Source organism: Novosphingobium humi (assembly GCF_028607105.1).
Taxonomy (GTDB): domain Bacteria; phylum Pseudomonadota; class Alphaproteobacteria; order Sphingomonadales; family Sphingomonadaceae; genus Novosphingobium; species Novosphingobium humi.
Map to the genome: position 1 here is coordinate 1,501,911 of NZ_CP117417.1, position 19,448 is coordinate 1,521,358.

A 19,448-nucleotide genomic window follows, 5' to 3' on the forward strand; every position below is an offset into this window, starting at 1 on the left:
GCGTGATGGCGCCTATCTGGGCGGAATGGTTGATGATGCGAACAATCCGCCCGACCGCGCGGCGGACCGGTTTAATGAGGACAAGGCGGTAAGCCTGATCCGGGGCGGGGGCGAGCGGCCCGATCTGGATGCGGGCGTGGCGGCGATCCGCGAGGTGCTGGCGACCTTGCCGGTGCGGCCCGGCGTGTACCGGATGCAGGATGCCCGCGGCGATGTGCTCTATGTCGGCAAGGCGCGGGCGCTGCGCAATCGCGTGGCCAATTATACGCAGGTGGACCGTCTGCCTCTGCGCCTGCAACGCATGGTGTCGCAGACGCGCAGCATGACCATCGTGACCACCAACAGCGAGGCCGAGGCGCTGTTGCTGGAAGCGCAGTTGATCAAGCGATTTCGTCCGCCTTATAATGTGCTGCTGCGCGATGATAAAAGTTTTCCTTTTATTCTGCTGCGTTCCGATCATGATTTTGCGCGGATTATGAAGCATCGCGGCGCGCGCCGGGCCGAGGGCAACTATTACGGCCCCTTTGCCAGCGCCGGATCGGTCAACACCACGATCAACGCCTTGCAGAAGTTGTTCCTGCTGCGAAGCTGCACCGATTCCTTCTTTGCCCGCCGCGACCGGCCCTGCCTGCTCTATCAGATCAAGCGGTGCAGCGCGCCTTGCGTCGACCGGATCAGCAAGGAGGATTATGGCGAACTGGTGCGTCAGGCCAAGGACTTCCTGGGCGGCAAGAGCAATGCGGTTCAGCGCGAGATCGAGGCGCAGATGAGCGCCGCGGCCGAGGATCTCGATTTCGAGCGCGCCGCCATGCTGCGCGACCGTCTGCGCGCGGCCACCTTTATCCAAGGTTCGCAGGCGATCCATGCCGAGGGCCTGCCCAATGCCGACATCTTCGCCTGCGCCGAAAAGGCCGGGCAGATCGCAATTCAGGCCTTCTTCATCCGTGGTGGCCAGAATTGGGGCCATCGCGCCTTTTTCCCCGCCCGCACCGAAGGTATGGAGATGGGCGAGGTGCTGCAAAGCTTCATGGCGCAATTCTATGAGGAAGTGCCGCCGCCGCGCGTCATCCTGCTCGACCGCGCCTTGCCCGAGGCCGATTTGTTGGCCGAGGCGTTAAAAGAGGCGGCCGGCGGCAAGGTCGAGATCAGCATCCCCCAACGCGGCGACCGGAAAAAACTGGTCGAGCAGGCGACGCGCAATGCCGCCGAAGCGCTCGACCGCCGGATGGCCGAGAGCGGCAGCAAGGCAAAAGTCTGGCGCGAAATGGCCGATTTCCTCGAACTGGACGAGCCGCAGCGGATCGAGGTTTACGACAACAGCCATATTCAGGGCACCCATGCGCTGGGCGCGATGATCTGCGCGGGGCCGGAAGGGTTCATCAAAAACCAGTACCGCAAATGGAACATCCGCGAGGCCCAGACCAACGATGACTTTGCCATGATGCGCGAGGTGATGACCCGCCGCTTTGGCCGCGCGATGGAGGAGGACCCCGACCGCGATAAAGGCCAGTGGCCCGACTGCGTGCTGATCGACGGCGGCAAGGGGCAGATGAGCGCGGTCAAGGCGGCGCTTGAGGAACTGGGCGTCGAAGACGTGCCGCTGGTCGCCATCGCCAAGGGGCCGCACCATGGCCGCGACGGGCGCGAAGTGTTCCATTTTCCCGATGGGCGCGAGAAAATGCTGCCCGTCAATTCGCCCGTCCTGTTCCACCTGCAACGCATGCGCGACGAGGTCCACCGCTTCGTCATCGGCGCCCACCGCGAAAAGCGCAGCCGGGCGATCACGGCCAGCCCGCTGGACGAAATCCCCGGCATCGGGCCTGCGCGCAAGCGGGCTTTGCTGCTGCATTTCGGCACGGCCAGTCGCGTGCGGGCTGCGGCTCTCGATGACCTCATGCGCGCGCCCGGTGTGTCAGAGGCGGTGGCGCGGACGGTGTATGATTTCTATCATCCGGGGGGGTGATGTGTGGGGGTATTATGAAGGGGGCCTCCGGCGGGCAAAGGGACTTGTCCCTTTGCAATCCCGTTAATGGTGTGGGGTTTCTGCGGCGCTGGCATATTGCGCCGCAGGCTTTCAAAATTCCGAGGCCGCGTCCGACACAAAACGCCGCCCCCTTGGTGCAACGCCGACAGTAACGGGAGCGCGAGGGTCTAGACCCCCGCATCTGAACCCTTCTTAAATCCCAAAACCGGCGCCCCCCAATTCCCGCCGCGCCATCACGCCAAACAGCCCCCGCCGAACCGCCCCGCCGATCTCGATCGAGACGCGCCCCACCGGCCTGCGTTCGCGCCACAGATGGGTGATCATCGGATGCGTTTCATCGGCGCAACTGTCGATCCAGCCCAGCCCCGGCATATCCAGCATCGCCAGATTCTCGCGCTGCAACAGCACGCCGGGCGAATAGGCGCTTAAACTTTCATCATAGGCGGTCTTGAACATGAAAGCGCCTGGTTTGGTGATAAAGGTGGCCAGCATCGCGATGGGCCGCCCGTCCAGCCTCATCGACAGCCGTTCGAGCCGCCCGCGCGCCGCCGCGCCATGCAGCGCCTCTCGCCAAAGCGCCGTGGTGGCGGGCAGGCACGCCAGCGCCGATCCGGCCTCGCCCTTCCACCCTGCGGCCTCCAGCTTCAGGAAATCCTCGCACCATGCCGACAGGTCATCCTCGTCCTCATGGCGGACAAATTCCAGCGCGCCCAGTTCGCCCAAGCGGTTGGCCTGCCGCCGGTATTCCTTGCGCTTTTTGCCTGAAACCGTGGCTTCAAAATAGGCTTCGGGCGAAAGGTCGCTCTGCAGCATCACATGCTGCCTGCGCCCGACGAGTGCTGCATTGCGCCCCTGATCGTTCAACACATCGCGCAAGGCATCGGCCAGCGCGCCCGACAGCGGCAATTCGGCCAGATGAAGAAATAGGCCCAGCCCGCCTTGCGCATCGGCCCAGCCCAGCAGCGCCCGCCAGAACGACCTTTCCAGCCCCCGCGCCACCAGCGGCGCGCCAAGGAAGCCATTGGGATGCGCCCAGCTTGCCCAATGCGGGATGGGGCGGGTGTAATAGCGGCTCTGGCGCACAATCGGCATGATTCCGGCCAGATCGCCGCCCATCTCAAAGCGCAATATTCGCACCCGTCCATCCGGGGCCAGCCCGCGCAATGCCGGTAACAGATACCAGCTTTCAAAGAACGGGTTCGGCTCGCTGGCCCACATGGCCAAAGCATCCCATGCCAGAACCGCGCCCATATCCTGCATCTCGCGCCAGTCCACACAGCGGATTTCGCCCGCAGGCGCGGGTTTGTGCGGCATGCGCGGCGTGGGATTGGGTCCGGGCGGCAGGCGCGTGGGCGCGACAACAGGCTCGGCGCGGATGGTATTGGGCTGGCTCGCCACAGTCACCTCTTGAGCGCGGAAAATATGCGCCCAAGGTTAAGGAGAAAGGCGGAAAGGAAGTATGAATAAGCGGGAGATTTTTGAACGCCCCGCCCGGCCGGATGGCCCGACGGAGCGTCCAAAAGCGATCAGCCCATATGCCCCGCCAGCGCCGCCAGCAGCAGCAGCGCGACAATATTGGTGATCTTGATCATCGGATTGACCGCCGGGCCCGCCGTGTCCTTATACGGATCGCCCACGGTGTCGCCCGTCACGGCGGCCTTGTGGGCCTCGCTGCCCTTGCCGCCGTGATGGCCGTCCTCGATATACTTCTTGGCATTGTCCCATGCGCCGCCGCCGCTGGTCATCGAGAGCGCCACGAACAGCCCCCCTACGATCACCCCCAGCAGCAAGGCGCCCAATGCGGCAAAACCATTATCCTGGCCCGCCACCAGCGTGATGACATAATAGACCACCACCGGCGCCAGCACCGGCAAGAGGCTGGGAATGATCATCTCCTTGATCGCCGCGCGCGTGACCAGATCGACCGTGCGGGCATAATCGGGGCGCGATGTGCCCGCCATGATGCCGGGGTTGCTCTGGAACTGTTCGCGCACATCGACCACGACATCGCCCGCTGCGCGGCCCACCGCCGTCATGCCCATCGCGCCGAACAGATAGGGCAGCAGCGCGCCGAGCAGCAGCCCGACGATGACATAGGGATTTTCAAGGCTGAAATTGACGGTCAGATGCGGGAAAAATTCGCGCAGATCGGTGGTATAGGCCGCAAACAGCACCAGCGCGGCCAGCCCCGCCGAGCCGATCGCATAGCCTTTGGTGACCGCCTTGGTCGTATTGCCGACGGCATCGAGCGCATCGGTCCTTTCGCGCACCGAGGCCTCCATATCGGCCATTTCGGCAATGCCGCCCGCATTGTCCGTCACCGGGCCATAGGCGTCGAGCGCCACCACCATGCCCGCCAGCGCCAGCATGGCCGTTGCCGCATAGGCAATGCCGATCAGCCCGGCCCATTGATGCGCAAGAATGATCCCCGCCACGATCACCAGCGTGGGCAGAGCGGTCGCCTCAAGGCTGATGGCAAGGCCCTGGATGACATTGGTGCCATGGCCGGTCACGGATGCCTTGGCGATGGACTTGACCGGGCGATAGGAGGTGCCGGTGTAATATTCGGTGATCCAGATGATGAGGCCGGTGATCACCAGACCCAGCAGCGAGCAATGGAACAAGGCTCCGCCGGTCAGACCGGCCGCGTCGATAGGCGTTGAGAAATCGCCCACCGCCGTATGAATCGCCCAGCCGATGGCCGGGATCGACAGGATCGCGGTGACAAGGAAGCCCTTGTACATCGCCCCCATGATATTGTTGCCCGCGCCCAGCCGCACGAAATAGGTGCCGATGATCGAGGTCACGATGCAGACCCCGCCGATCAGCAACGGCAGGCTCATCAGCGCCATCAGATTGCCCGCGCCTTTGACCAGCAGCGCGGTCAGCACCATGGTTGCGCCAACGGTCACCACATAGGTCTCGAACAGGTCGGCGGCCATACCGGCGCAATCGCCCACATTGTCGCCCACATTGTCGGCGATGACGGCGGGGTTGCGCGGGTCGTCCTCCGGGATGCCCGCCTCGACCTTGCCCACCAGATCCGCGCCGACATCGGCCGCCTTGGTGAAAATGCCGCCGCCAAGGCGCGCAAAGATCGACACCAGCGAGGCCCCCAGCGCCAGCGCCGTCAGCCCAGTCACCACGGTCCGGTCATTGGGTGCAAGGCCATGGCCGAAGCTGCCGGTCGAGGTCAGATGCCAGAAGAACCCGGCAATCGCCAGCAGCGCCAGCCCCGCCACCAGCATCCCCGTGATCGCGCCCGCGCGGAAGGCCAGCGTCAGGCCCGCCTGCAACCCTTGCTGAGCCGCCGCAGCCGTGCGCACGTTGGAACGCACCGACACATTCATGCCGATAAACCCCGCCGCGCCCGACAAAACCGCGCCCAGCACAAAGCCGAGCGCTGCGATCTTGCCCAGCGCCAGCGCGATGATGATCGCCGCCACAATGCCGACAACCGCAATCGTGGTATATTGCCGCTTGAGATAGGCCTGCGCGCCTTCCTGAATGGCGGCGGCAATTTCCTGCATCCGGGGCGAGCCCGCGCTCGCACCCAAAACTTGTCTGCTTGTGATGTAACCGTAAACAACGGCCAAGGCCCCCAGGCCCATGGCGATCAGCACCAGGTTCATAGCTATCCCCTCTGCTTTTCGGTCCTGTCGGGAAAATCCGGCAGTTCCTGTCCGGGCCTGTTCTTGTTCGATCAAACAGTGCCCATCGCTTGCACAGGTATAGGGGGCTGAAAAGTCAGCGCAAGAGCGATTTGATCCGCGCGGGCCCGGAATGGGACAGATTGTCCATTAAGATTCTGTTAGGGATTTTTCCAAGGCGCATCATGGTTTACAAATGGTTATCAACCGATTCACCAAAGTTTGAGTCGGGTCCGAAATGCATCAGACGGGGCATGATACATGCTGGAAGATCCAAAGCTCGTTCAGGACGCGATCAAGGCGCCTGCCGAACCTGCACTTTATGAGCCCGCGCTGGATGCGGGCGGGGCGCGGGCCATTCCGCTGGGCCGCGACGACGGGCTCGACCGGCACACGCGCCGCGATCTGCGCAAGGAAGAGATCGAGATCGCGCGCCGGTTTCACGGCGGGCGGATGTGGCCCTATGCGGTGGCGGCCTTTGGCTGCTTTGCGCTGTGGGTCTCGTTTTTCCCGCTGGCGATCATGGGGTATGTTAACCTTCCGCTGGCCTGCCTGATCTCCTGCATCATCGCCACGGGCGGCTATGTGACCAGCCACGAGGCGATGCATTCAAACATCGCGCGCAAGGGCGAAAAGCTGCGCTGGCTTAACGAGGCGGTGGGCGCGGTTTCGACGATCCCTATCGTGTTCCCGTTCTCGATGGCGCGCATCATGCATTTGGAGCATCACTACCATTGCAATGATCCGCTCAAGGACCCCGATTACACCGACGAGGCGCCCAATTGGTGGATGGCGATCTATAAGACATGGTACAACCGCCAGCCCGGCGTCGATGGCTCGATCCATCACTACAAGCGCATCCTCTCCGAAATGGGAACGCCCGAGGCCAAGCGGGCGCTCAAGGAAACCATGCTGCTGCAATTGTTCTTCATGGCCGTGCTCTTCACCATGGCGTGGAGCGGCTATGCGATCGAGGCGGCTCTGCTCTGGTGGCTGCCGCGCCATATCGGCCTGTCCTATATCCGCTTTTACCTGAGCTGGGCGCCGCATCACCCGCGCGAGGGCAAGACCGGGCGCTATGAAAACACCAATCTGTTCAAGAGCAGGCTGGGCCATGTGCTGTCGATGGGGATGCAGTATCACATCATCCACCACATGTATCCGGGCATCCCGAACCATCGCACCAAACATGCCTATTACGCGATGCGCCATATTCTCGAGGCGCGGGGCGTGGATGTCTCGCCTCTGCCGCCTGTCGGCGCGCCTGCGGTGAAGGGGAGCTGAAACAATGGAAAACGTGCTCAAGCAGGTCTTTTACTGGATGCCCTTCTTTTTCGGCATCGGCTTTATCGCGCCCCTCATCGCCCAGACGATGAATGTGTGGCACTGGCAGGCACCCTTCGGCCTGTCGAACATCGCCTTTGGTCTGATCATCGGCGGCGTATGGGGCCTCCAGACGGTGATCCGGGGGCGCTGGGTTTAATGCTGATAGCCCAGTGAGCCAAGGGGAGGGGCGCCGTCGACCAGCACCGGCGCCTCTTGCCCTTTGATCACCACGCCGATCTGGTGCATCGGCAAAGGCAGCGTCAGCTCGGGCGGCGCGGTCAACAGCAATTGGTAATCATCACCCCAGCGCAGGGCTTCATCGCGCCGTTCCGGCGGGCAGGCCAGCGGGATTGCCGCGCTCTCAAGGCTGATCGTCACCTTGCTGGCCCGCGCCAAGCGCGAGGCGTCGAGCAGCAGCCCGTCCGAAACATCCATCATCGCGGTAACGAAAGGGGCCAGCGCCTGACCCTCGCCCAGATGGGCCTGAGGGCGGCGATAGGCCAGGCTTTGGGATTCAGGCAGCCCAAGGCGCAAGGCTTCCAGCCCCACCATGGCGCCGCCCACCGGCCCGGTGATATAGACCAGATCGCCCACGCGGGCCCCGCTTCGCCCCGGCACCGGCAGATAGGAGGCCCGTCCGATGGCGGTCAGGCCCAACACCTGCGGCCCATCGCTGCTGACCGTATCGCCGCCCAGCAGCCGCGCGCCATATTCATCCAGCGCTTCGGCCAAGCCGACGAGGAAGCGCGGTTCGGCGCCGTTCAGTTGATAGGAGAGCAGCACGCCCATCGGCACTGCGCCCTTGGCCGCAAGGTCCGACATATTGGTGGCCACCAGTTTCCACGCCACATCGGCCGGGTCCTGATCGGGCAGGAAATGCACCCCTGCCACCATCGTGTCATGGGTCAGCACCAGCGTCTCGCTGCCAAAGGGCAGTACCGCGCAATCATCGGTCAGCCCGCGTGCGGCGGGATCGCTGGCCAGCGCGCGCAGCGCCTCGATAAAGGCCAGTTCCCGCCCCAAACGGATCAGCGCGCCGCCCGCGCGATGGCGTCGAGCACGCCGTTCACGAACTTGGCCTCGCGCTCATCGAAAAAGGCGTGGGCGACATCGACATATTCGTTGATGACCGTGGGCGCGGCCACATCATCACGGGCCAGCAGTTCATAGGTGCCCGCGCGCAGGATCTGTACCATCGTCTTGTCCAGACGCTCCAGCCGCCAGCCCTCGGCCAGCTTTTCCGAAATGCGCGCGTCGATTTCCTCAGCTCGCGCCAGCACGCCTTTGACCACATCGTCGAAATGGATGCGGTCGGCATCGGCAAACTGGATGTCCTCGATTTCCGCGCCCAGACGGTGGCGGTGGAATTCATCAAGCAGCGTGGGCAGGGCGGTGCCCTCCATGGCATGCTGATACAGCGCCTGAACCGCGCCAAGGCGGGCAACCGAGCGGGACTGGGACTTGGGAGCTTTGCTCATCGAAATATTCCTTATTGGCCCAACCTGATCGCCACAGAGCGACCATGGGCAGGCAGCCCTTCGGCATCGGCAAGGGCCACAGCGGCCGGGCCGATAGCAGCCAGAGCCGCTTCGTCAAGTTGCAGAAAGCTGGTGCGCTTCATAAAGTCTAGCACGGAAAGCCCGCTGGCGAAACGCGCGCGGCGGCCAGTGGGCAAAACGTGGTTTGGCCCGGCGACATAATCGCCGATCGCTTCGGGCGTGTGGCGGCCAAGGAAGGCGCTGCCCGCATGGCGGATCTGCGCGAACAGGGCGTCGGGATCGTCAATGGCGATTTCGATATGTTCGGCCGCCAGTCGGTTGGACAGGGCCGGGGCCTCGCCCATCAGATCATCGACCACGATCACCACGCCGTAATCATCCCATGATGCGCGCGCCGTGGTCTGCGTGGCCAGAGCCTGCAATTCCGCCTCGACCGCGGCGATCACGGCATCGGCAAAACCGGCATCATCGGTGATCAGGATCGACTGCGCCACCGGGTCATGCTCGGCCTGAGACAGCAGATCGGCGGCGATCCAGGCCGGATTGTTGCGCCCATCGGCCACCACCAGAATCTCCGAAGGTCCGGCCACCATGTCGATGCCCACCACGCCGTAGAGCTGGCGCTTGGCCTCGGCCACATAGGCGTTGCCGGGGCCGACGATGACGTCAACCGGCCTGATCCGATCCGTGCCATAGGCCAGCGCGCCCACAGCCTGCGCCCCGCCCACGCGCCAGATCTCGTCCACGCCGGCCAGATGCGCGGCGGCCAGCACCAGAGAATTGACCGCGCCGCGTGGGGTGGGCGTCACCACCACCAGACGCTCGACGCCTGCCACCTTGGCAGGAATGGCATTCATCAACAGCGAGGAGGGATAGGCCGCCCGCCCGCCGGGAACATAAAGCCCCGCCGCGTCCACCGGCCGCCACACCGCGCCGAGGCGTACGCCCGCCGCATCGGTATAGTCGCGGTTTTCCGGCTTTTGGGCCTCGTGATAGGCGGCAATGCGGCGTGCGGCGGTTTCCAGCGCATCGCGCAGGGTCGGGTCCAAAGCCTCAAACGCGGCGCGGCATTCCTCCGCCCCGATCCGCCAGTCGGCCTCGGTTTCCAGAGCGTGTCCGTCAAAGCGCGCGGTGTAATCCACCAGCGCCGCATCGCCGCGCGCCCGCACATCGGCCAGAACCGAGAGAACAACCTGTGTCACGCCCGCATCACTCTCGCGCCGGTCGCCCACGATTTTTTCGAACGCCTCGGCAAAGCCGGCGTCGCGCGAATTCAGCTTGATCATGCCTCAACCTTTTCCGCCACCATCTTGCGGAACTGTTCAACCAACTCGCCCACGCGCGGATCGGTCTTCAAGGCCGCGCGGTTGACGATCAGGCGCGCCGAGATCTGCATGATGACCTCTGTCTCGCGCAGGCCGTTTTCCTTCAGCGTGCGCCCGGTGGACACCAGATCGACGATCCGCCCCGACAGGCCCAGCATCGGTGCCAGTTCCATCGCGCCATTCAATTTCACCACCTCGGCCTGAATGCCCTTGGCCTCATAGTGCTTGTGGGTCAGATGCGGATATTTGCTGGCCACGCGCAGGTGGCTGGCGCTGGCCGTATCGCCCGCATCGACAGGTTCGGCCACCGACAGGCGGCAATGGCCGATGTTGAGATCAACCGGCGCGTAAAGGTCGGGATAGGCGAATTCCTCCACCACGTCCGAGCCGACGATCCCGGCCTGCGCCGCGCCATGCGCCACGAATGTGGCGACATCGAACGCGCGCACGCGGATCAGCCGCATGTCCGAGCCTTCGACGGCAAAGGACAGCGCGCGCGACTTCTTGTCATGAAACTCCGCTTCGGGCACGACACCAGCGCGCGCCATCAGCGGCAGAGCTTCATCGAGGATGCGCCCCTTGGGGATCGCAAAGGTGAGCGGTTTGGACGAGAATGACATGCGCGCCGCATTAGTTTGCATTGGAGCCCAGAGCAACCGCCATGACAGCACAGAATCCGATCATGGAAATCGCCCATGTCCATGACACGCTGGAATGGCAGGCGCGCCATTGCGATCAGAACAGCGCGCCGATCACCGCGCGCGTGCTGCGCGCCATGACGGGGTTGCTGTCGGGGCAGACTCTGGTGGGCGCGCGGATGCGGGGTTGGCCGGGGCTTTCATTGGAGGATGCAATGCCGCTGCGCCTGGCAGGCGGGCTGCATTATCTGTGGCTGTCGGGCGCGGAACCGGCGCTGGGGCCGGTCTATCGCGGCGAGGTGGAGGATGCGGGCACGATTGTGACCGAGGTCGTGGCGCGTCATGACGCGGAATTGCTGCCATGGTTCGACGGGCCGCCCCAGACCAATGAGGCAGGGCGTTCGGCGGGGATCATGGCGGGGCTGTTATGGCTGTCCGGTCGAGTGGGATCGCGCTTTGAATTGAATGAGATAGGGTGCAGCGCGGGCGCCAATACGATGATGGAGCGCTATGCCTATGATCTGGGCGGGGTACGCGTGGGGCCGGAGGGTAGCCCGGTTCTGATCCGCCCGGAATGGCGCGGACCGCCACCGCCCTTGGGCAAGGTCGAGATCACCCATATCGAAGGCTGTGACCGCGCGCCCATCGACCTGTCCGATCCGGCGGCGGCGCTGCGGCTGCGCGCCTATGTCTGGGCGGAGAATCACGAAAGGATGGCGCGGCTCGATGGCGTGATTGCGCTGGCGCGGCAACGGGCGCCTTTATTGACGCAGGCCGATGCCGCCGATTGGGTCGAGCGCCGCCTTGCCGCGCCGCAGGAAGCGGGCGTATGCCGGGTGCTCTATCATTCCATCGTCTGGCAATATCTGGGCGATGAGCGCCGCGCGCGGATCACCGCCGCAATGGAGGCCGCAGGCGCGCGCGCCACGCCGGATCGCCCGCTGGCATGGGTGATGCTGGAAACGAATCGCGCCACATTCCGCCATGAATTGCGGGTGCGCTATTGGCCCGGCGGAGAAGAACCGGCTTTGCTGGGCGCGGCCCATGCCCATGGCGCGTGGGTGGAATGGTTCAGTCCTTGCGACTGAGCGCCTTGGCCGCCTCAAGAATTTCGGTCGGGAACATGGCGATGATCGTCGAATTATGCTCGACGCCGATCTCGCTCAATGTCTGCAACCGGCGCAATTCCAGCGCGCCGGGCACTTGCGCGATGACCTGCGCCGCCTCGCTCAGCCGCAAGGAAGCCTCCGCCTCGCCCTCGGCCTTGATGATGCGGGCGCGTTTCTCGCGGATGGCCTCGGCCTCGCGGGCGATGGCGCGCTGCATCTGTTCGGGAATGTCCAGATCCTTGATCTCGACCGCATCCACCGCCACGCCCCATTGCGCGCAGGTCTGCTCCAGCAAGGCCAGCAGCCGCGAATTGATCGCGGCGCGGTCTTTGAGCATCTGGTCGAGATCGCTTTGCCCGATGGCATCGCGCATCCCAGTCTCGGCCGCCTGAATCACCGCGCCCTGCCAGTTCACCACCGTTGTGACCACCCGCGCCGGATCGACCGCGCGAAACCACAGCACCGCATTGACCCGCACCGCCACGCCGTCGCGCGTCACGGTTTCCTGCGTTGAAAGGGCAAAGGTGATGACGCGCAGATCGACCCGGACTACCCGGTCGATCAACGGCACCAGCCAGAACCAGCCCGGCCCCTTGGTTTCGGCCAGACGCCCGAGGCGGAACACCACGGCGCGCTGAAACTCCTGATTGATGCCAAAGGATTTGAGCGCCAGCACCGCCGCGATGATAATCAGCAGCGTCAGCATGGGATGATAGGCGGCAATCTCGAACAGGGAATCCATACAGGCACCTTTCCCGTTTCAGGCGCCCAACACGCGCCCCAGCATGTCACTCATATCCTCAGGATAGATCGTTTCGGGCCAACCGGCGATCTCTTTGCGCGCAAACCAGCGATATTCGCGCATCACGGCCTGTTCGGTCGGCGTATGGCCCGCCGTGTCGATGGCGGGATCGGTCACGCGCAGCAGGAAATAGCGATCATCGCCCGTCACCGGCTCGCCGGCAAGGGTGACGAAATCGCTGATCACGCGGGTGACTTCCGGCCCGCAATCGGCCTTTATGCCGGTTTCCTCATGGAGTTCGCGCGTGGCGGCTTCCTCATAGGTCTCGCCCTCTTCAGCCTCGCCGCCGGGCGCACACCAGAAGGGCGCGCGGTCATCGGGGGTAAAGCGGAAGAGCAGCAGTTCCTCGGCCTCATTGAGCAGCAGGATCCGCGAGGCGCGGCGAATCCGGCGCCCGCCCACTTTATTCGGTGTCACGCCGCCTCGCCGGGGGCAAAGGCGCGGATCGCCAAGGCATGCACGCGCTGCCCCGGAATATCGCCCAGCGCCTGATTGACCATCCGCTGGCGCATCACGCGATTGACGCCCGCAAAGGCGGCGCTTTCGATCACCACGGTGAAATGCGATTCGCCCGTGCCGTCGTCGCCCATATGCCCGGCATGGCTGCTCGAATCATTGATGACATCGAGCCGCACGGGAGCAAAAGCGGCGTTCAGACGTTGGGTGATTTCCGTGGCAAGCGGGCCGGACATAGAAGGTTTCCTCAAAGCAGGGCCTTTCCTCCTAGCCCATTTGCCGCCAAGGGGAAAAGATGGTTCAGGACAGATTTCACGGCAGAGTCAAAGGTTCGCAGCGTCCATGCGAATGGCCCGGATGCGATCAGGCGGGCGAATTCCGCGCGCCCGGCGCCAAGGCTTCGGGCTTTGACGGGCCGGGCCATTACCGCTGGTTCTGCCTTGACCATATCCGCGCCTTCAACGCCGGTTACGATTATTTCGAAGGCATGAGCCCGGAGGAAATCTGGGCTGCGCAATCGCCGATCCATGGCTGGGAACAGGAAACGCGGGCCTTTCGCCCCACGGCGGGCATCGATTCGGCCCCGCGCTGGGCCGATTTCGCCGATCCGCTGGACGCGATCAGCCAGCGCGCCCGCCGCGCCAAGGAAGCTATGCGCCCTATGGCATGGCCCGATGGCCGCATCGCCAGCCAAGAGGAAAAACGCGCGCTCGACACGCTGGGGCTGGGGGTGGACGCAGACCGGCGCGAATTGCGGGTGCGCTATTCCGACCTCGTCCACCGCTATCACCCCGACCGCAACGGTGGCGACCGCAGCCATGAAAGCAAGCTGCAACAGGTGGTCGAGGCCTATCAGATGCTGCGCAAGCTGCCGGGGTTTGCTTAGGCTTCGGCCAGCGCGGCCAGTTGGTCGGCGCAGGCGCTCCATCCTGTGGTAAAGCCCATGGCCTCATGCTGCTTCATCGTTTCGGCGCTCCAATGGCGGGCGCTGGCGGTATAGCGGGTGCCTTCGCCTTCGGCTTCCACCTGCCAGATGCCGACCATGAAGGGGCCGGACGGCTCCAGATCGCCATTGACCGCATCGGTGGTGACAAAGCGCCGCCCTTCGTCCCATGCCAGATAGATGCCGCGCATCGGCATGACCTCGCCATCGGGGCCGAACATGGTCATTTCGCAGGCCCCGCCCGGACGGCGATCCTGATGCACGACCTCGGCCCGCCATGGGGCGGGGCACCACCATTCGTTCTGGCGATTGACCATGATGTCCCAGACCTTATCGGGCGCGGCGGCAATATAGCGGGAGATCGACAATTCATGCATGACACGTTTCCTCAATCGCGATCGGGCGCGCCCAGCGGGAAATAGGCGCGAAACGGCCGCGCATCCTCAACACAGCGCGAGATCGGGGGCAGGGCCAGCAGATGCGCCCGCCAGCCGCGCAGATTTGGGCAATCCTCTGGAATACGCGTCACCCAATCAGCATAGAACAGCGATGGCGCGGCCGCGCATTCGATCAGTGTGATCGCATCCCCGGCCTGATAGTCCTCCAGCCATTTCTCGATCCAGCGATAGGTGCGCAGCAGGCGCTCATCGACCCGCTTTTGCACCTCGCCCGAGACGGCGCCATGGCGGATCGCCTCATCGACGCTCTCCTGCATGGCATTCATCACGTAATTGTCGAAAACCCGGTCGATCATCCGCGTGCGTATCGCCGCACCGGGATCGACGGGCAACAGCGGGGCCGGGCCGGGATAGTGCAGTGCCAGATATTCGATGATCGCGCTGGCCTCGAACACCTGCGTTTCGCCATCGACCAGCAGGGGGAATTTCCCCATCGGGCTGGCCGCCTGAACCTTTTCGTAAAATTCGGGGTTTTGCCCGTCCAGCATGCGAAAGGTGAAAGGCGTCTCATTGGCGTAAAGCGCGATCAGCGCCTTCCACGTATAGGACGAGAAGGGGTGGCCGTAGAGCTCGAGCATCACGCGCCCTTTCGCGCCGCCTCGATGGCGGCAATCTCGATTTTTACCATCGTCTGCATCGCGGCAAACACCCGCCCGCGCGCTGCCGGATCAGGGTCGCCCATGCCCTCGATCAGGGCGCGCGGCGTGATCTGCCAGCGCACGCCCCAGCGATCCACGCACCATCCGCAGGCCATCGGCGCCCCGCCACCGGAAATCAGCGCATCCCAATAGCGGTCGGTCTCCTCCTGCGTTTCGGTGGTCACCTGGATCGAAAAGGCATCGGTATGCTTTGTATGTCCGCCGCCATTCAGGCCGATGCAGGCAAAGCCCAGCAGCGTGAATTCCACCACCAGCGCATCGCCCGCATGGCCGCCCGGATAATCGCCGGGCGAGCGCATGACATGGCCCACCGCCGTATCGGGAAACAGACCGGCATAGAATTCCGCCGCCGCCTCGGCCCCGCCATGCTGGTCCTTGTCATACCACAGGCACAGCGTGCCCTTGCTCTTTCCCCACTGGCTCATACTTTTGCCTCCGCTGATGCCGCCGCTTGGGTCGTCGCTTGCGCCGCAGCGATCAGCGCATGGTCGATGGCCTTGGCCTCGGCATATTTGGCGCGCGCGCTCAGGCGTTCGCCATAGGCCACAAATTCGGGCAATTCAGGCAGGGTCTTGAACATCGTGCCCCACAAAACATGGCTGCCGACATAGACATCGGCCATGGTGAAGCGCGCGCCGCACACATAGTCCGACCCGCGCAAATGCGCCGCCAGCGTATCGACCACCAGATCATAGCAGCCAAAGCCGACGCTGACCTTCTGGCGCTCATTGGGCTCAAACCCCATCGAACGCGCGGTGATCGCCTGTTCCAGCGGCCCTGCGGCAAAGAACAGCCAGCGGTAATAGGCCGCCCGTTCCTGCGCGGTGGGGGCCAGCGCCCCGTTGTCCTCCGTCTCGGCCAGATAGGCGCAGATGGCCGCTGTCTCGGCAATCGGATAATCGCCATCGGCGCTGTGATGCACGAGCGTCGGCAATTTGCCCAGGCCATTGGCCGCCAGCAGCGCCGCCGGTTTGGGCGCGCCATAGTCGACGATCACCTGTTCGTAATCGGCCCCGACCTCATGCAGCGCCCATCGCGCGATCTGGCCGCGCGACATCGGATTGGTGAAAAACGTATAGCCGGCCATAACGCATCCTCACGAGAACATTGATGGAACAATATCGCGAAAAGGGGCGCCCTCAAACCAGTTTCTGGCCCACGATGGCAAAAGCCGCGCCTTGCGGGTCCATTGCGTTGATGATCCAGTCTCCGCCGGGAACTTCGACCGGCCCGTGCAGCACATTGGCCCCGCCCGCCACCGCGGCCCGATGCGCGGCGTCGAAATCCGCGGCGCGTATATAGTGGTTCCACCCGCCCACCGGCACATGGGGCGGCTTGGGCATCATCGCGCCAAAGGTCACGCCATTATGGGCCAGAAACTGATAGGTGCCGAAATTGCCCATATCCATCGACCCGGCCGGTTCCCAGCCGAAGATCTCGGTATAGAAGGCCAGCGCGGCGTCGAAATCGCCGGTGTAGAGTTCGTTCCAGCCCACGCTCTGCGCCTCGGTGGGGGAAAAGGCGACCGAAGGGGGCGCGTCCGGACCCGGATTGGGCTGCATCAGATAGAAGCTGGCGCCCCACGGGTCCATGACCATGGCAAAGCTGCCCTCGTCAATATCCATGCGCGGCATCAGCGCCCGCCCGCCGCGCGCCACCACCTGCGCAAGCGTGGCATCCAGATCATCGGTGCCGATATAGCCGACCCACATCGGATGCGCGCCCTGCGCCAGCATGTCCTCCGACAGCGGCAGGACTCCGCCAATGGCCCGCCCGTCGGCGCGCGCGATATGGCCGTAAAACAGCGGCGGCTCGGCACCCGGCGCGATGCTCCAGCCCACGGTGGCCTCGTAAAATGCCTTGGCCCCGGCGGCGTCCTTGGTCATCAGCTCATACCAGATCCAGCTTCCCAGCAGCTTGTCCATCTCGCTCTCCCTTTGGGGCATCTCTTGTGATTCGTATCGACAGAGGGTGGCAGTATGGTTACAAATTACAACCATGAAGTTGGAAAAAGTAACTGACATCCACGGGCGCTGGTATGGCGATGCCTGCGGGGCGGCGTTTGGCATGGAATTGCTGGGCGAACGCTGGGCCGGGCTGGTGCTGCGCGAGCTGATGCTGGGGGCGCGGCGGTTCACCGACCTGCGCTTTGCCCTGCCGGGGATCAGCGCGCGCGTGCTGACCGAGCGATTGGGCGGGCTGGAGGCGGCGGGCCTCGTCCGGCGCGACGAGGAGGAGCGGCTTTATGGCCTCACGCCATGGGGGCAGGCGGCCGAGCCGGTGCTGCTGGCCATGTGCCGCTGGGCGCTGATGTCGCCGGATCGGGATATGGCGCTGGCGATCTCGCCGGTGGCGCTGATGCTTTCGCTGCGGGCGCTGATCGTGGCGGAGCGGGCGGCGGATGTGGACATGGCCTGCACCATCATCATTGCGCGCGAGAGCTTTGCCCTGCAATTGCGGGGAGGGGGGCTGACCATCGCGCGGGGAGGGGCGGGGGGCGATTTCACCCTGACCGCCCCCAACACTGCGCCGCTCAAACGCTTTATCTATGGCAAGGCGCCCTTGGCCGGACTGCCGGATCTGGCGCTGGCGGGCGATGCCTATGCGGCCATGATGTTCGCCCGCTGCTTTGCGCTTCCCGATACGATTTAGGCCAATCCGGCGGCCTTGGCCTGCGCGATCTCCATCGCGGCCACGCTTTGCCACGCCGGGCGAGCGGTCACGCGGTCATACCACGCGGCAATTGCGGGAAAACGCGCCCGGTCCAGCCCCGCGTCAATATATTCGGCGGTGCGCAGCAGGCTGGCCACGGCCACATCGCCCAGCGAAAATTCGCCCGCCAGCCAGCCATCGGCGGGCGTCACGCCCTCCAGATAGGACAGCACCTCGTTGAACTTTTCGATCGCGGCCAGCGCCGCATCCTCATCCCCCGCCACGCCACGAAAACGGGGCAGGACAAAGCGGTTGAAGATCGCAGGGCCAAGCGTGGGCACCATGATCGTATCGGCCAGTTCCTCGAACCACACCGCGCGGCCGCGCGCGCGGGCCTCGGCCGGATAGATCGGCGCATCGGGGGCCAGCGCGTCGAAATAGGCGCAGATCGCCGTGGAATCGCAAAGCCGGTAATCGCCGTCCTTGATCGCCGGGATCTTGCGGAACGGGCTGGCGGCCAAAAAATCCTCGCAAGGGTCGGCAAAGCTGAAAGGCGGCATGTCGAACGCAAGCCCCTTTTCCGCCGCCACCACGGCCACTTTGCGCACGAAAGGCGAGAACAGGGCGCCGTACAGTTCCATAATATTTTCTCTCCCCAAGGTGAATCTGGTTTCCTACCTGTGCAAACATATTGCAGCCGCGAGAAGCAGCGGCTAGCAGTTTTGTGCGATGACCGAGATTCAGAACATTCAGCCCGACAGCCGCTCGACCACCATTTTGAGCGCACCCGACATCACCGTTGATGTGCGCGAGGTGTTTGGCATTGATATCGATATGAAAGTCCCCGCCTTTTCGGTGGCGGACGAACGCGTGCCCGACCGCGACGACACCTATGTGTTCGACCCGGACACCACGCTGGCGATCCTTGCCGGTTTTGCCTATAACCGCCGCGTGATGGTTCAGGGCTATCACGGCACCGGCAAATCGACCCATATCGAGCAGGTGGCCGCGCGTCTGAACTGGCCCTGCATCCGCATCAACCTTGACGCGCATATCAGCCGTATCGACCTGATCGGGCGCGATGCCATCGTCTTGAAGGATGGCAAGCAGGTCACCGAATTCCGCGAAGGCCTGTTGCCTTGGGCGCTGCAGACGCCGACCGCGCTGGTGTTTGACGAATATGACGCGGGCCGCCCCGACGTGATGTTCGTGATCCAGCGCGTGCTGGAAACCGAGGGCAAGCTGACCCTGCTGGACCAGAACCGCGTGATCCGCCCGTCCAAGTGGTTCCGCCTGTTCGCCACGGCCAACACGGTGGGCCTTGGCGATACGAGCGGCCTCTATCACGGCACGCAGGCGATCAATCAGGGCCAGATGGACCGCTGGAACATGGTCGTGGCGCTCAATTATCTGCCCCACGCCACCGAAACCGGCATTGTTCACAAGAAGGTGCCCGGTCTGCCCGAGCGCACCATCGCTGATATGGTGCGCGTGGCCGACCTGACCCGTGCCGGTTTCATCAATGGCGATATCTCGACGGTGATGAGCCCGCGCGCCGTCATCACCTGGGCGCAGAACACCGAGATCTTCAAGGACGCGGGTTTTGCCTTCCGCCTCTCGTTCCTCAACAAGTGTGACGAGACCGAGCGCGTTCTGGTGGCCGAATACTACCAGCGCGTGTTCGGGACGGATCTGCCCGAAAGCGTGGTGGCGCGGGCTTGATTTAAGGGGGTTTTGCTTCCGGCGGGCAAAGGGACTCGGTCCCTTTGCAATCCCATTTTGGGGTATGAGTTGCCGACGGAGTGTTTTGGGGTTTGAAAGCCTGCGGCGCGGAGGAGTCACTCCTCAAAAGCGCCGCAGGCTTTATTATTCCAAACGCTGCGATAGATGCCTTGGCCCAACGTGGACAAATCAGGGATTGTTAAGGGCCCCCGCCCTTAACCCGCC

22 protein-coding genes are annotated in these 19,448 nt (G+C 64.0%); 7 read left to right on the top strand and 15 right to left on the bottom strand.

What is annotated here, in order from left to right:
* Positions 1–25: 25 nt before the first annotated feature.
* A complete protein-coding gene (uvrC, locus tag PQ457_RS06985; RefSeq protein WP_273619012.1) occupies positions 26–1,963 on the top strand; it encodes an excinuclease ABC subunit UvrC in 1,938 nt (645 codons plus the stop codon).
* A gap of 213 nt (positions 1,964–2,176) precedes the next feature.
* Here the strand turns inward: uvrC and PQ457_RS06990 are convergent, their stop codons facing one another.
* Together PQ457_RS06990 and PQ457_RS06995 are read right to left on the bottom strand one after the other, a co-directional pair.
* Entirely contained in the window at positions 2,177–3,382 is a 1,206-nt protein-coding gene (locus PQ457_RS06990) for a GNAT family N-acetyltransferase (protein ID WP_273619013.1), read from the bottom strand.
* A 128-nt stretch (positions 3,383–3,510) separates the two neighbouring features.
* Positions 3,511–5,616, bottom strand: coding sequence for a sodium-translocating pyrophosphatase (locus PQ457_RS06995; RefSeq protein WP_273619014.1), 2,106 nt, complete (start codon positions 5,614–5,616; stop codon positions 3,511–3,513).
* 279 nt (positions 5,617–5,895) lie between these two features.
* On the opposite strand from PQ457_RS06995, the gene PQ457_RS07000 reads away from it, so the two are divergent.
* Both PQ457_RS07000 and PQ457_RS07005 read left to right on the top strand, forming a co-directional pair.
* A complete protein-coding gene (locus PQ457_RS07000; protein ID WP_273619015.1) occupies positions 5,896–6,918 on the top strand; it encodes a fatty acid desaturase in 1,023 nt (340 codons plus the stop codon).
* Between the two features lie 4 nt (positions 6,919–6,922).
* Positions 6,923–7,117, top strand: a complete 195-nt coding sequence (locus PQ457_RS07005) for a hypothetical protein (RefSeq protein ID WP_273619016.1) — start codon at positions 6,923–6,925, stop codon at positions 7,115–7,117.
* Here PQ457_RS07005 and thiL read toward each other — a convergent pair.
* The 4 genes from thiL to hisG are packed head-to-tail and all read right to left on the bottom strand — an operon-like array spanning position 7,114 to position 10,404.
* On the bottom strand, positions 7,114–7,983 hold the full coding sequence (thiL, locus tag PQ457_RS07010; RefSeq protein WP_273619017.1) for a thiamine-phosphate kinase: 870 nt from the start codon (positions 7,981–7,983) through the stop codon (positions 7,114–7,116). The genes PQ457_RS07005 and thiL overlap by 4 nt on opposite strands.
* A gap of 5 nt (positions 7,984–7,988) precedes the next feature.
* Positions 7,989–8,438 carry a transcription antitermination factor NusB gene (gene nusB / locus PQ457_RS07015; protein WP_273619018.1) on the bottom strand — a complete coding sequence of 150 codons (450 nt, stop codon included), beginning with the start codon at positions 8,436–8,438 and terminating at the stop codon, positions 7,989–7,991.
* Between the two features lie 11 nt (positions 8,439–8,449).
* Entirely contained in the window at positions 8,450–9,745 is a 1,296-nt protein-coding gene (gene hisD, locus PQ457_RS07020; protein WP_273619019.1) for a histidinol dehydrogenase, read from the bottom strand.
* On the bottom strand, positions 9,742–10,404 hold the full coding sequence (gene hisG / locus PQ457_RS07025) for an ATP phosphoribosyltransferase (RefSeq protein ID WP_273619020.1): 663 nt from the start codon (positions 10,402–10,404) through the stop codon (positions 9,742–9,744). Before hisG ends, hisD begins: the two co-directional genes overlap by 4 nt.
* A 41-nt stretch (positions 10,405–10,445) precedes the next feature.
* Between hisG and PQ457_RS07030 the strand changes: the two genes are divergently transcribed.
* A complete protein-coding gene (locus PQ457_RS07030) occupies positions 10,446–11,510 on the top strand; it encodes a DUF2332 domain-containing protein (protein WP_273619021.1) in 1,065 nt (354 codons plus the stop codon).
* Here PQ457_RS07030 and PQ457_RS07035 read toward each other — a convergent pair.
* From PQ457_RS07035 to PQ457_RS07045, 3 genes are read right to left on the bottom strand one after another with little or no spacing between them, the layout of a single operon-like run.
* On the bottom strand, positions 11,494–12,273 hold the full coding sequence (locus tag PQ457_RS07035) for an SPFH domain-containing protein (RefSeq protein WP_273619022.1): 780 nt from the start codon (positions 12,271–12,273) through the stop codon (positions 11,494–11,496). The two genes, PQ457_RS07030 and PQ457_RS07035, sit on opposite strands and share 17 nt — an antisense overlap.
* An 18-nt stretch (positions 12,274–12,291) precedes the next feature.
* Positions 12,292–12,750: an NUDIX domain-containing protein gene (locus PQ457_RS07040; RefSeq protein ID WP_273619023.1), complete on the bottom strand. Its 459-nt coding sequence runs from the start codon at positions 12,748–12,750 to the stop codon at positions 12,292–12,294.
* The gene (locus PQ457_RS07045; RefSeq protein ID WP_273619024.1) at positions 12,747–13,025 is read right to left on the bottom strand and encodes a BolA family protein; all 279 of its coding nucleotides are present in this window, start codon (positions 13,023–13,025) and stop codon (positions 12,747–12,749) included. Before PQ457_RS07045 ends, PQ457_RS07040 begins: the two co-directional genes overlap by 4 nt.
* 59 nt (positions 13,026–13,084) lie before the next feature.
* Here PQ457_RS07045 and PQ457_RS07050 point away from each other — a divergent pair, with 59 nt between their 5' ends.
* On the top strand, positions 13,085–13,675 hold the full coding sequence (locus PQ457_RS07050; RefSeq protein WP_273619025.1) for a DnaJ domain-containing protein: 591 nt from the start codon (positions 13,085–13,087) through the stop codon (positions 13,673–13,675).
* Here the strand turns inward: PQ457_RS07050 and PQ457_RS07055 are convergent.
* From PQ457_RS07055 to PQ457_RS07075, 5 genes are read right to left on the bottom strand one after another with little or no spacing between them, the layout of a single operon-like run.
* The gene (locus PQ457_RS07055; RefSeq protein ID WP_273619026.1) at positions 13,672–14,109 is read right to left on the bottom strand and encodes an SRPBCC domain-containing protein; all 438 of its coding nucleotides are present in this window, start codon (positions 14,107–14,109) and stop codon (positions 13,672–13,674) included. The genes PQ457_RS07050 and PQ457_RS07055 overlap by 4 nt on opposite strands.
* 11 nt (positions 14,110–14,120) lie before the next feature.
* The gene (locus tag PQ457_RS07060; RefSeq protein ID WP_337958482.1) at positions 14,121–14,768 is read right to left on the bottom strand and encodes a glutathione S-transferase family protein; all 648 of its coding nucleotides are present in this window, start codon (positions 14,766–14,768) and stop codon (positions 14,121–14,123) included.
* Positions 14,768–15,274 carry a VOC family protein gene (locus tag PQ457_RS07065; RefSeq protein ID WP_273619028.1) on the bottom strand — a complete coding sequence of 169 codons (507 nt, stop codon included), beginning with the start codon at positions 15,272–15,274 and terminating at the stop codon, positions 14,768–14,770. The genes PQ457_RS07060 and PQ457_RS07065 overlap by 1 nt, the downstream gene beginning before the upstream one ends.
* Entirely contained in the window at positions 15,271–15,936 is a 666-nt protein-coding gene (locus PQ457_RS07070; RefSeq protein ID WP_273619029.1) for a glutathione S-transferase family protein, read from the bottom strand. Before PQ457_RS07070 ends, PQ457_RS07065 begins: the two co-directional genes overlap by 4 nt.
* A 52-nt stretch (positions 15,937–15,988) precedes the next feature.
* Positions 15,989–16,774, bottom strand: a complete 786-nt coding sequence (locus tag PQ457_RS07075; protein WP_273619030.1) for a VOC family protein — start codon at positions 16,772–16,774, stop codon at positions 15,989–15,991.
* Between the two features lie 73 nt (positions 16,775–16,847).
* Here PQ457_RS07075 and PQ457_RS07080 point away from each other — a divergent pair, with 73 nt between their 5' ends.
* A complete protein-coding gene (locus PQ457_RS07080; RefSeq protein WP_273619031.1) occupies positions 16,848–17,501 on the top strand; it encodes a winged helix-turn-helix transcriptional regulator in 654 nt (217 codons plus the stop codon).
* Here the strand turns inward: PQ457_RS07080 and PQ457_RS07085 are convergent.
* A complete protein-coding gene (locus PQ457_RS07085; RefSeq protein WP_273619032.1) occupies positions 17,498–18,142 on the bottom strand; it encodes a glutathione S-transferase family protein in 645 nt (214 codons plus the stop codon). The genes PQ457_RS07080 and PQ457_RS07085 overlap by 4 nt on opposite strands.
* Before the next feature lie 88 nt (positions 18,143–18,230).
* Here PQ457_RS07085 and cobS point away from each other — a divergent pair, with 88 nt between their 5' ends.
* On the top strand, positions 18,231–19,223 hold the full coding sequence (gene cobS / locus PQ457_RS07090; RefSeq protein WP_168605183.1) for a cobaltochelatase subunit CobS: 993 nt from the start codon (positions 18,231–18,233) through the stop codon (positions 19,221–19,223).
* Positions 19,224–19,448 lie beyond the last annotated feature (225 nt).

What these genes read in the sequence shown, in the direction of transcription:
- uvrC (WP_273619012.1), top strand. Translation starts at nt 26, where the DNA reads ATGGTTGATGATGCGAACAATCCGCCCGACCGCGCGGCGGACCGGTTT.
- PQ457_RS06995 (WP_273619014.1), bottom strand. Translation starts at nt 5,616, where the DNA reads ATGAACCTGGTGCTGATCGCCATGGGCCTGGGGGCCTTGGCCGTTGTT.
- PQ457_RS07000 (WP_273619015.1), top strand. Translation starts at nt 5,896, where the DNA reads ATGCTGGAAGATCCAAAGCTCGTTCAGGACGCGATCAAGGCGCCTGCC.
- PQ457_RS07005 (WP_273619016.1), top strand. Translation starts at nt 6,923, where the DNA reads ATGGAAAACGTGCTCAAGCAGGTCTTTTACTGGATGCCCTTCTTTTTC.
- nusB (WP_273619018.1), bottom strand. Translation starts at nt 8,438, where the DNA reads ATGAGCAAAGCTCCCAAGTCCCAGTCCCGCTCGGTTGCCCGCCTTGGC.
- hisD (WP_273619019.1), bottom strand. Translation starts at nt 9,745, where the DNA reads ATGATCAAGCTGAATTCGCGCGACGCCGGCTTTGCCGAGGCGTTCGAA.
- hisG (WP_273619020.1), bottom strand. Translation starts at nt 10,404, where the DNA reads ATGTCATTCTCGTCCAAACCGCTCACCTTTGCGATCCCCAAGGGGCGC.
- PQ457_RS07030 (WP_273619021.1), top strand. Translation starts at nt 10,446, where the DNA reads ATGACAGCACAGAATCCGATCATGGAAATCGCCCATGTCCATGACACG.
- PQ457_RS07035 (WP_273619022.1), bottom strand. Translation starts at nt 12,273, where the DNA reads ATGGATTCCCTGTTCGAGATTGCCGCCTATCATCCCATGCTGACGCTG.
- PQ457_RS07045 (WP_273619024.1), bottom strand. Translation starts at nt 13,025, where the DNA reads ATGTCCGGCCCGCTTGCCACGGAAATCACCCAACGTCTGAACGCCGCT.
- PQ457_RS07050 (WP_273619025.1), top strand. Translation starts at nt 13,085, where the DNA reads ATGGTTCAGGACAGATTTCACGGCAGAGTCAAAGGTTCGCAGCGTCCA.
- PQ457_RS07055 (WP_273619026.1), bottom strand. Translation starts at nt 14,109, where the DNA reads ATGCATGAATTGTCGATCTCCCGCTATATTGCCGCCGCGCCCGATAAG.
- PQ457_RS07060 (WP_337958482.1), bottom strand. Translation starts at nt 14,768, where the DNA reads ATGCTCGAGCTCTACGGCCACCCCTTCTCGTCCTATACGTGGAAGGCG.
- PQ457_RS07065 (WP_273619028.1), bottom strand. Translation starts at nt 15,274, where the DNA reads ATGAGCCAGTGGGGAAAGAGCAAGGGCACGCTGTGCCTGTGGTATGAC.
- PQ457_RS07070 (WP_273619029.1), bottom strand. Translation starts at nt 15,936, where the DNA reads ATGGCCGGCTATACGTTTTTCACCAATCCGATGTCGCGCGGCCAGATC.
- PQ457_RS07075 (WP_273619030.1), bottom strand. Translation starts at nt 16,774, where the DNA reads ATGGACAAGCTGCTGGGAAGCTGGATCTGGTATGAGCTGATGACCAAG.
- PQ457_RS07080 (WP_273619031.1), top strand. Translation starts at nt 16,848, where the DNA reads ATGAAGTTGGAAAAAGTAACTGACATCCACGGGCGCTGGTATGGCGAT.
- PQ457_RS07085 (WP_273619032.1), bottom strand. Translation starts at nt 18,142, where the DNA reads ATGGAACTGTACGGCGCCCTGTTCTCGCCTTTCGTGCGCAAAGTGGCC.
- cobS (WP_168605183.1), top strand. Translation starts at nt 18,231, where the DNA reads ATGACCGAGATTCAGAACATTCAGCCCGACAGCCGCTCGACCACCATT.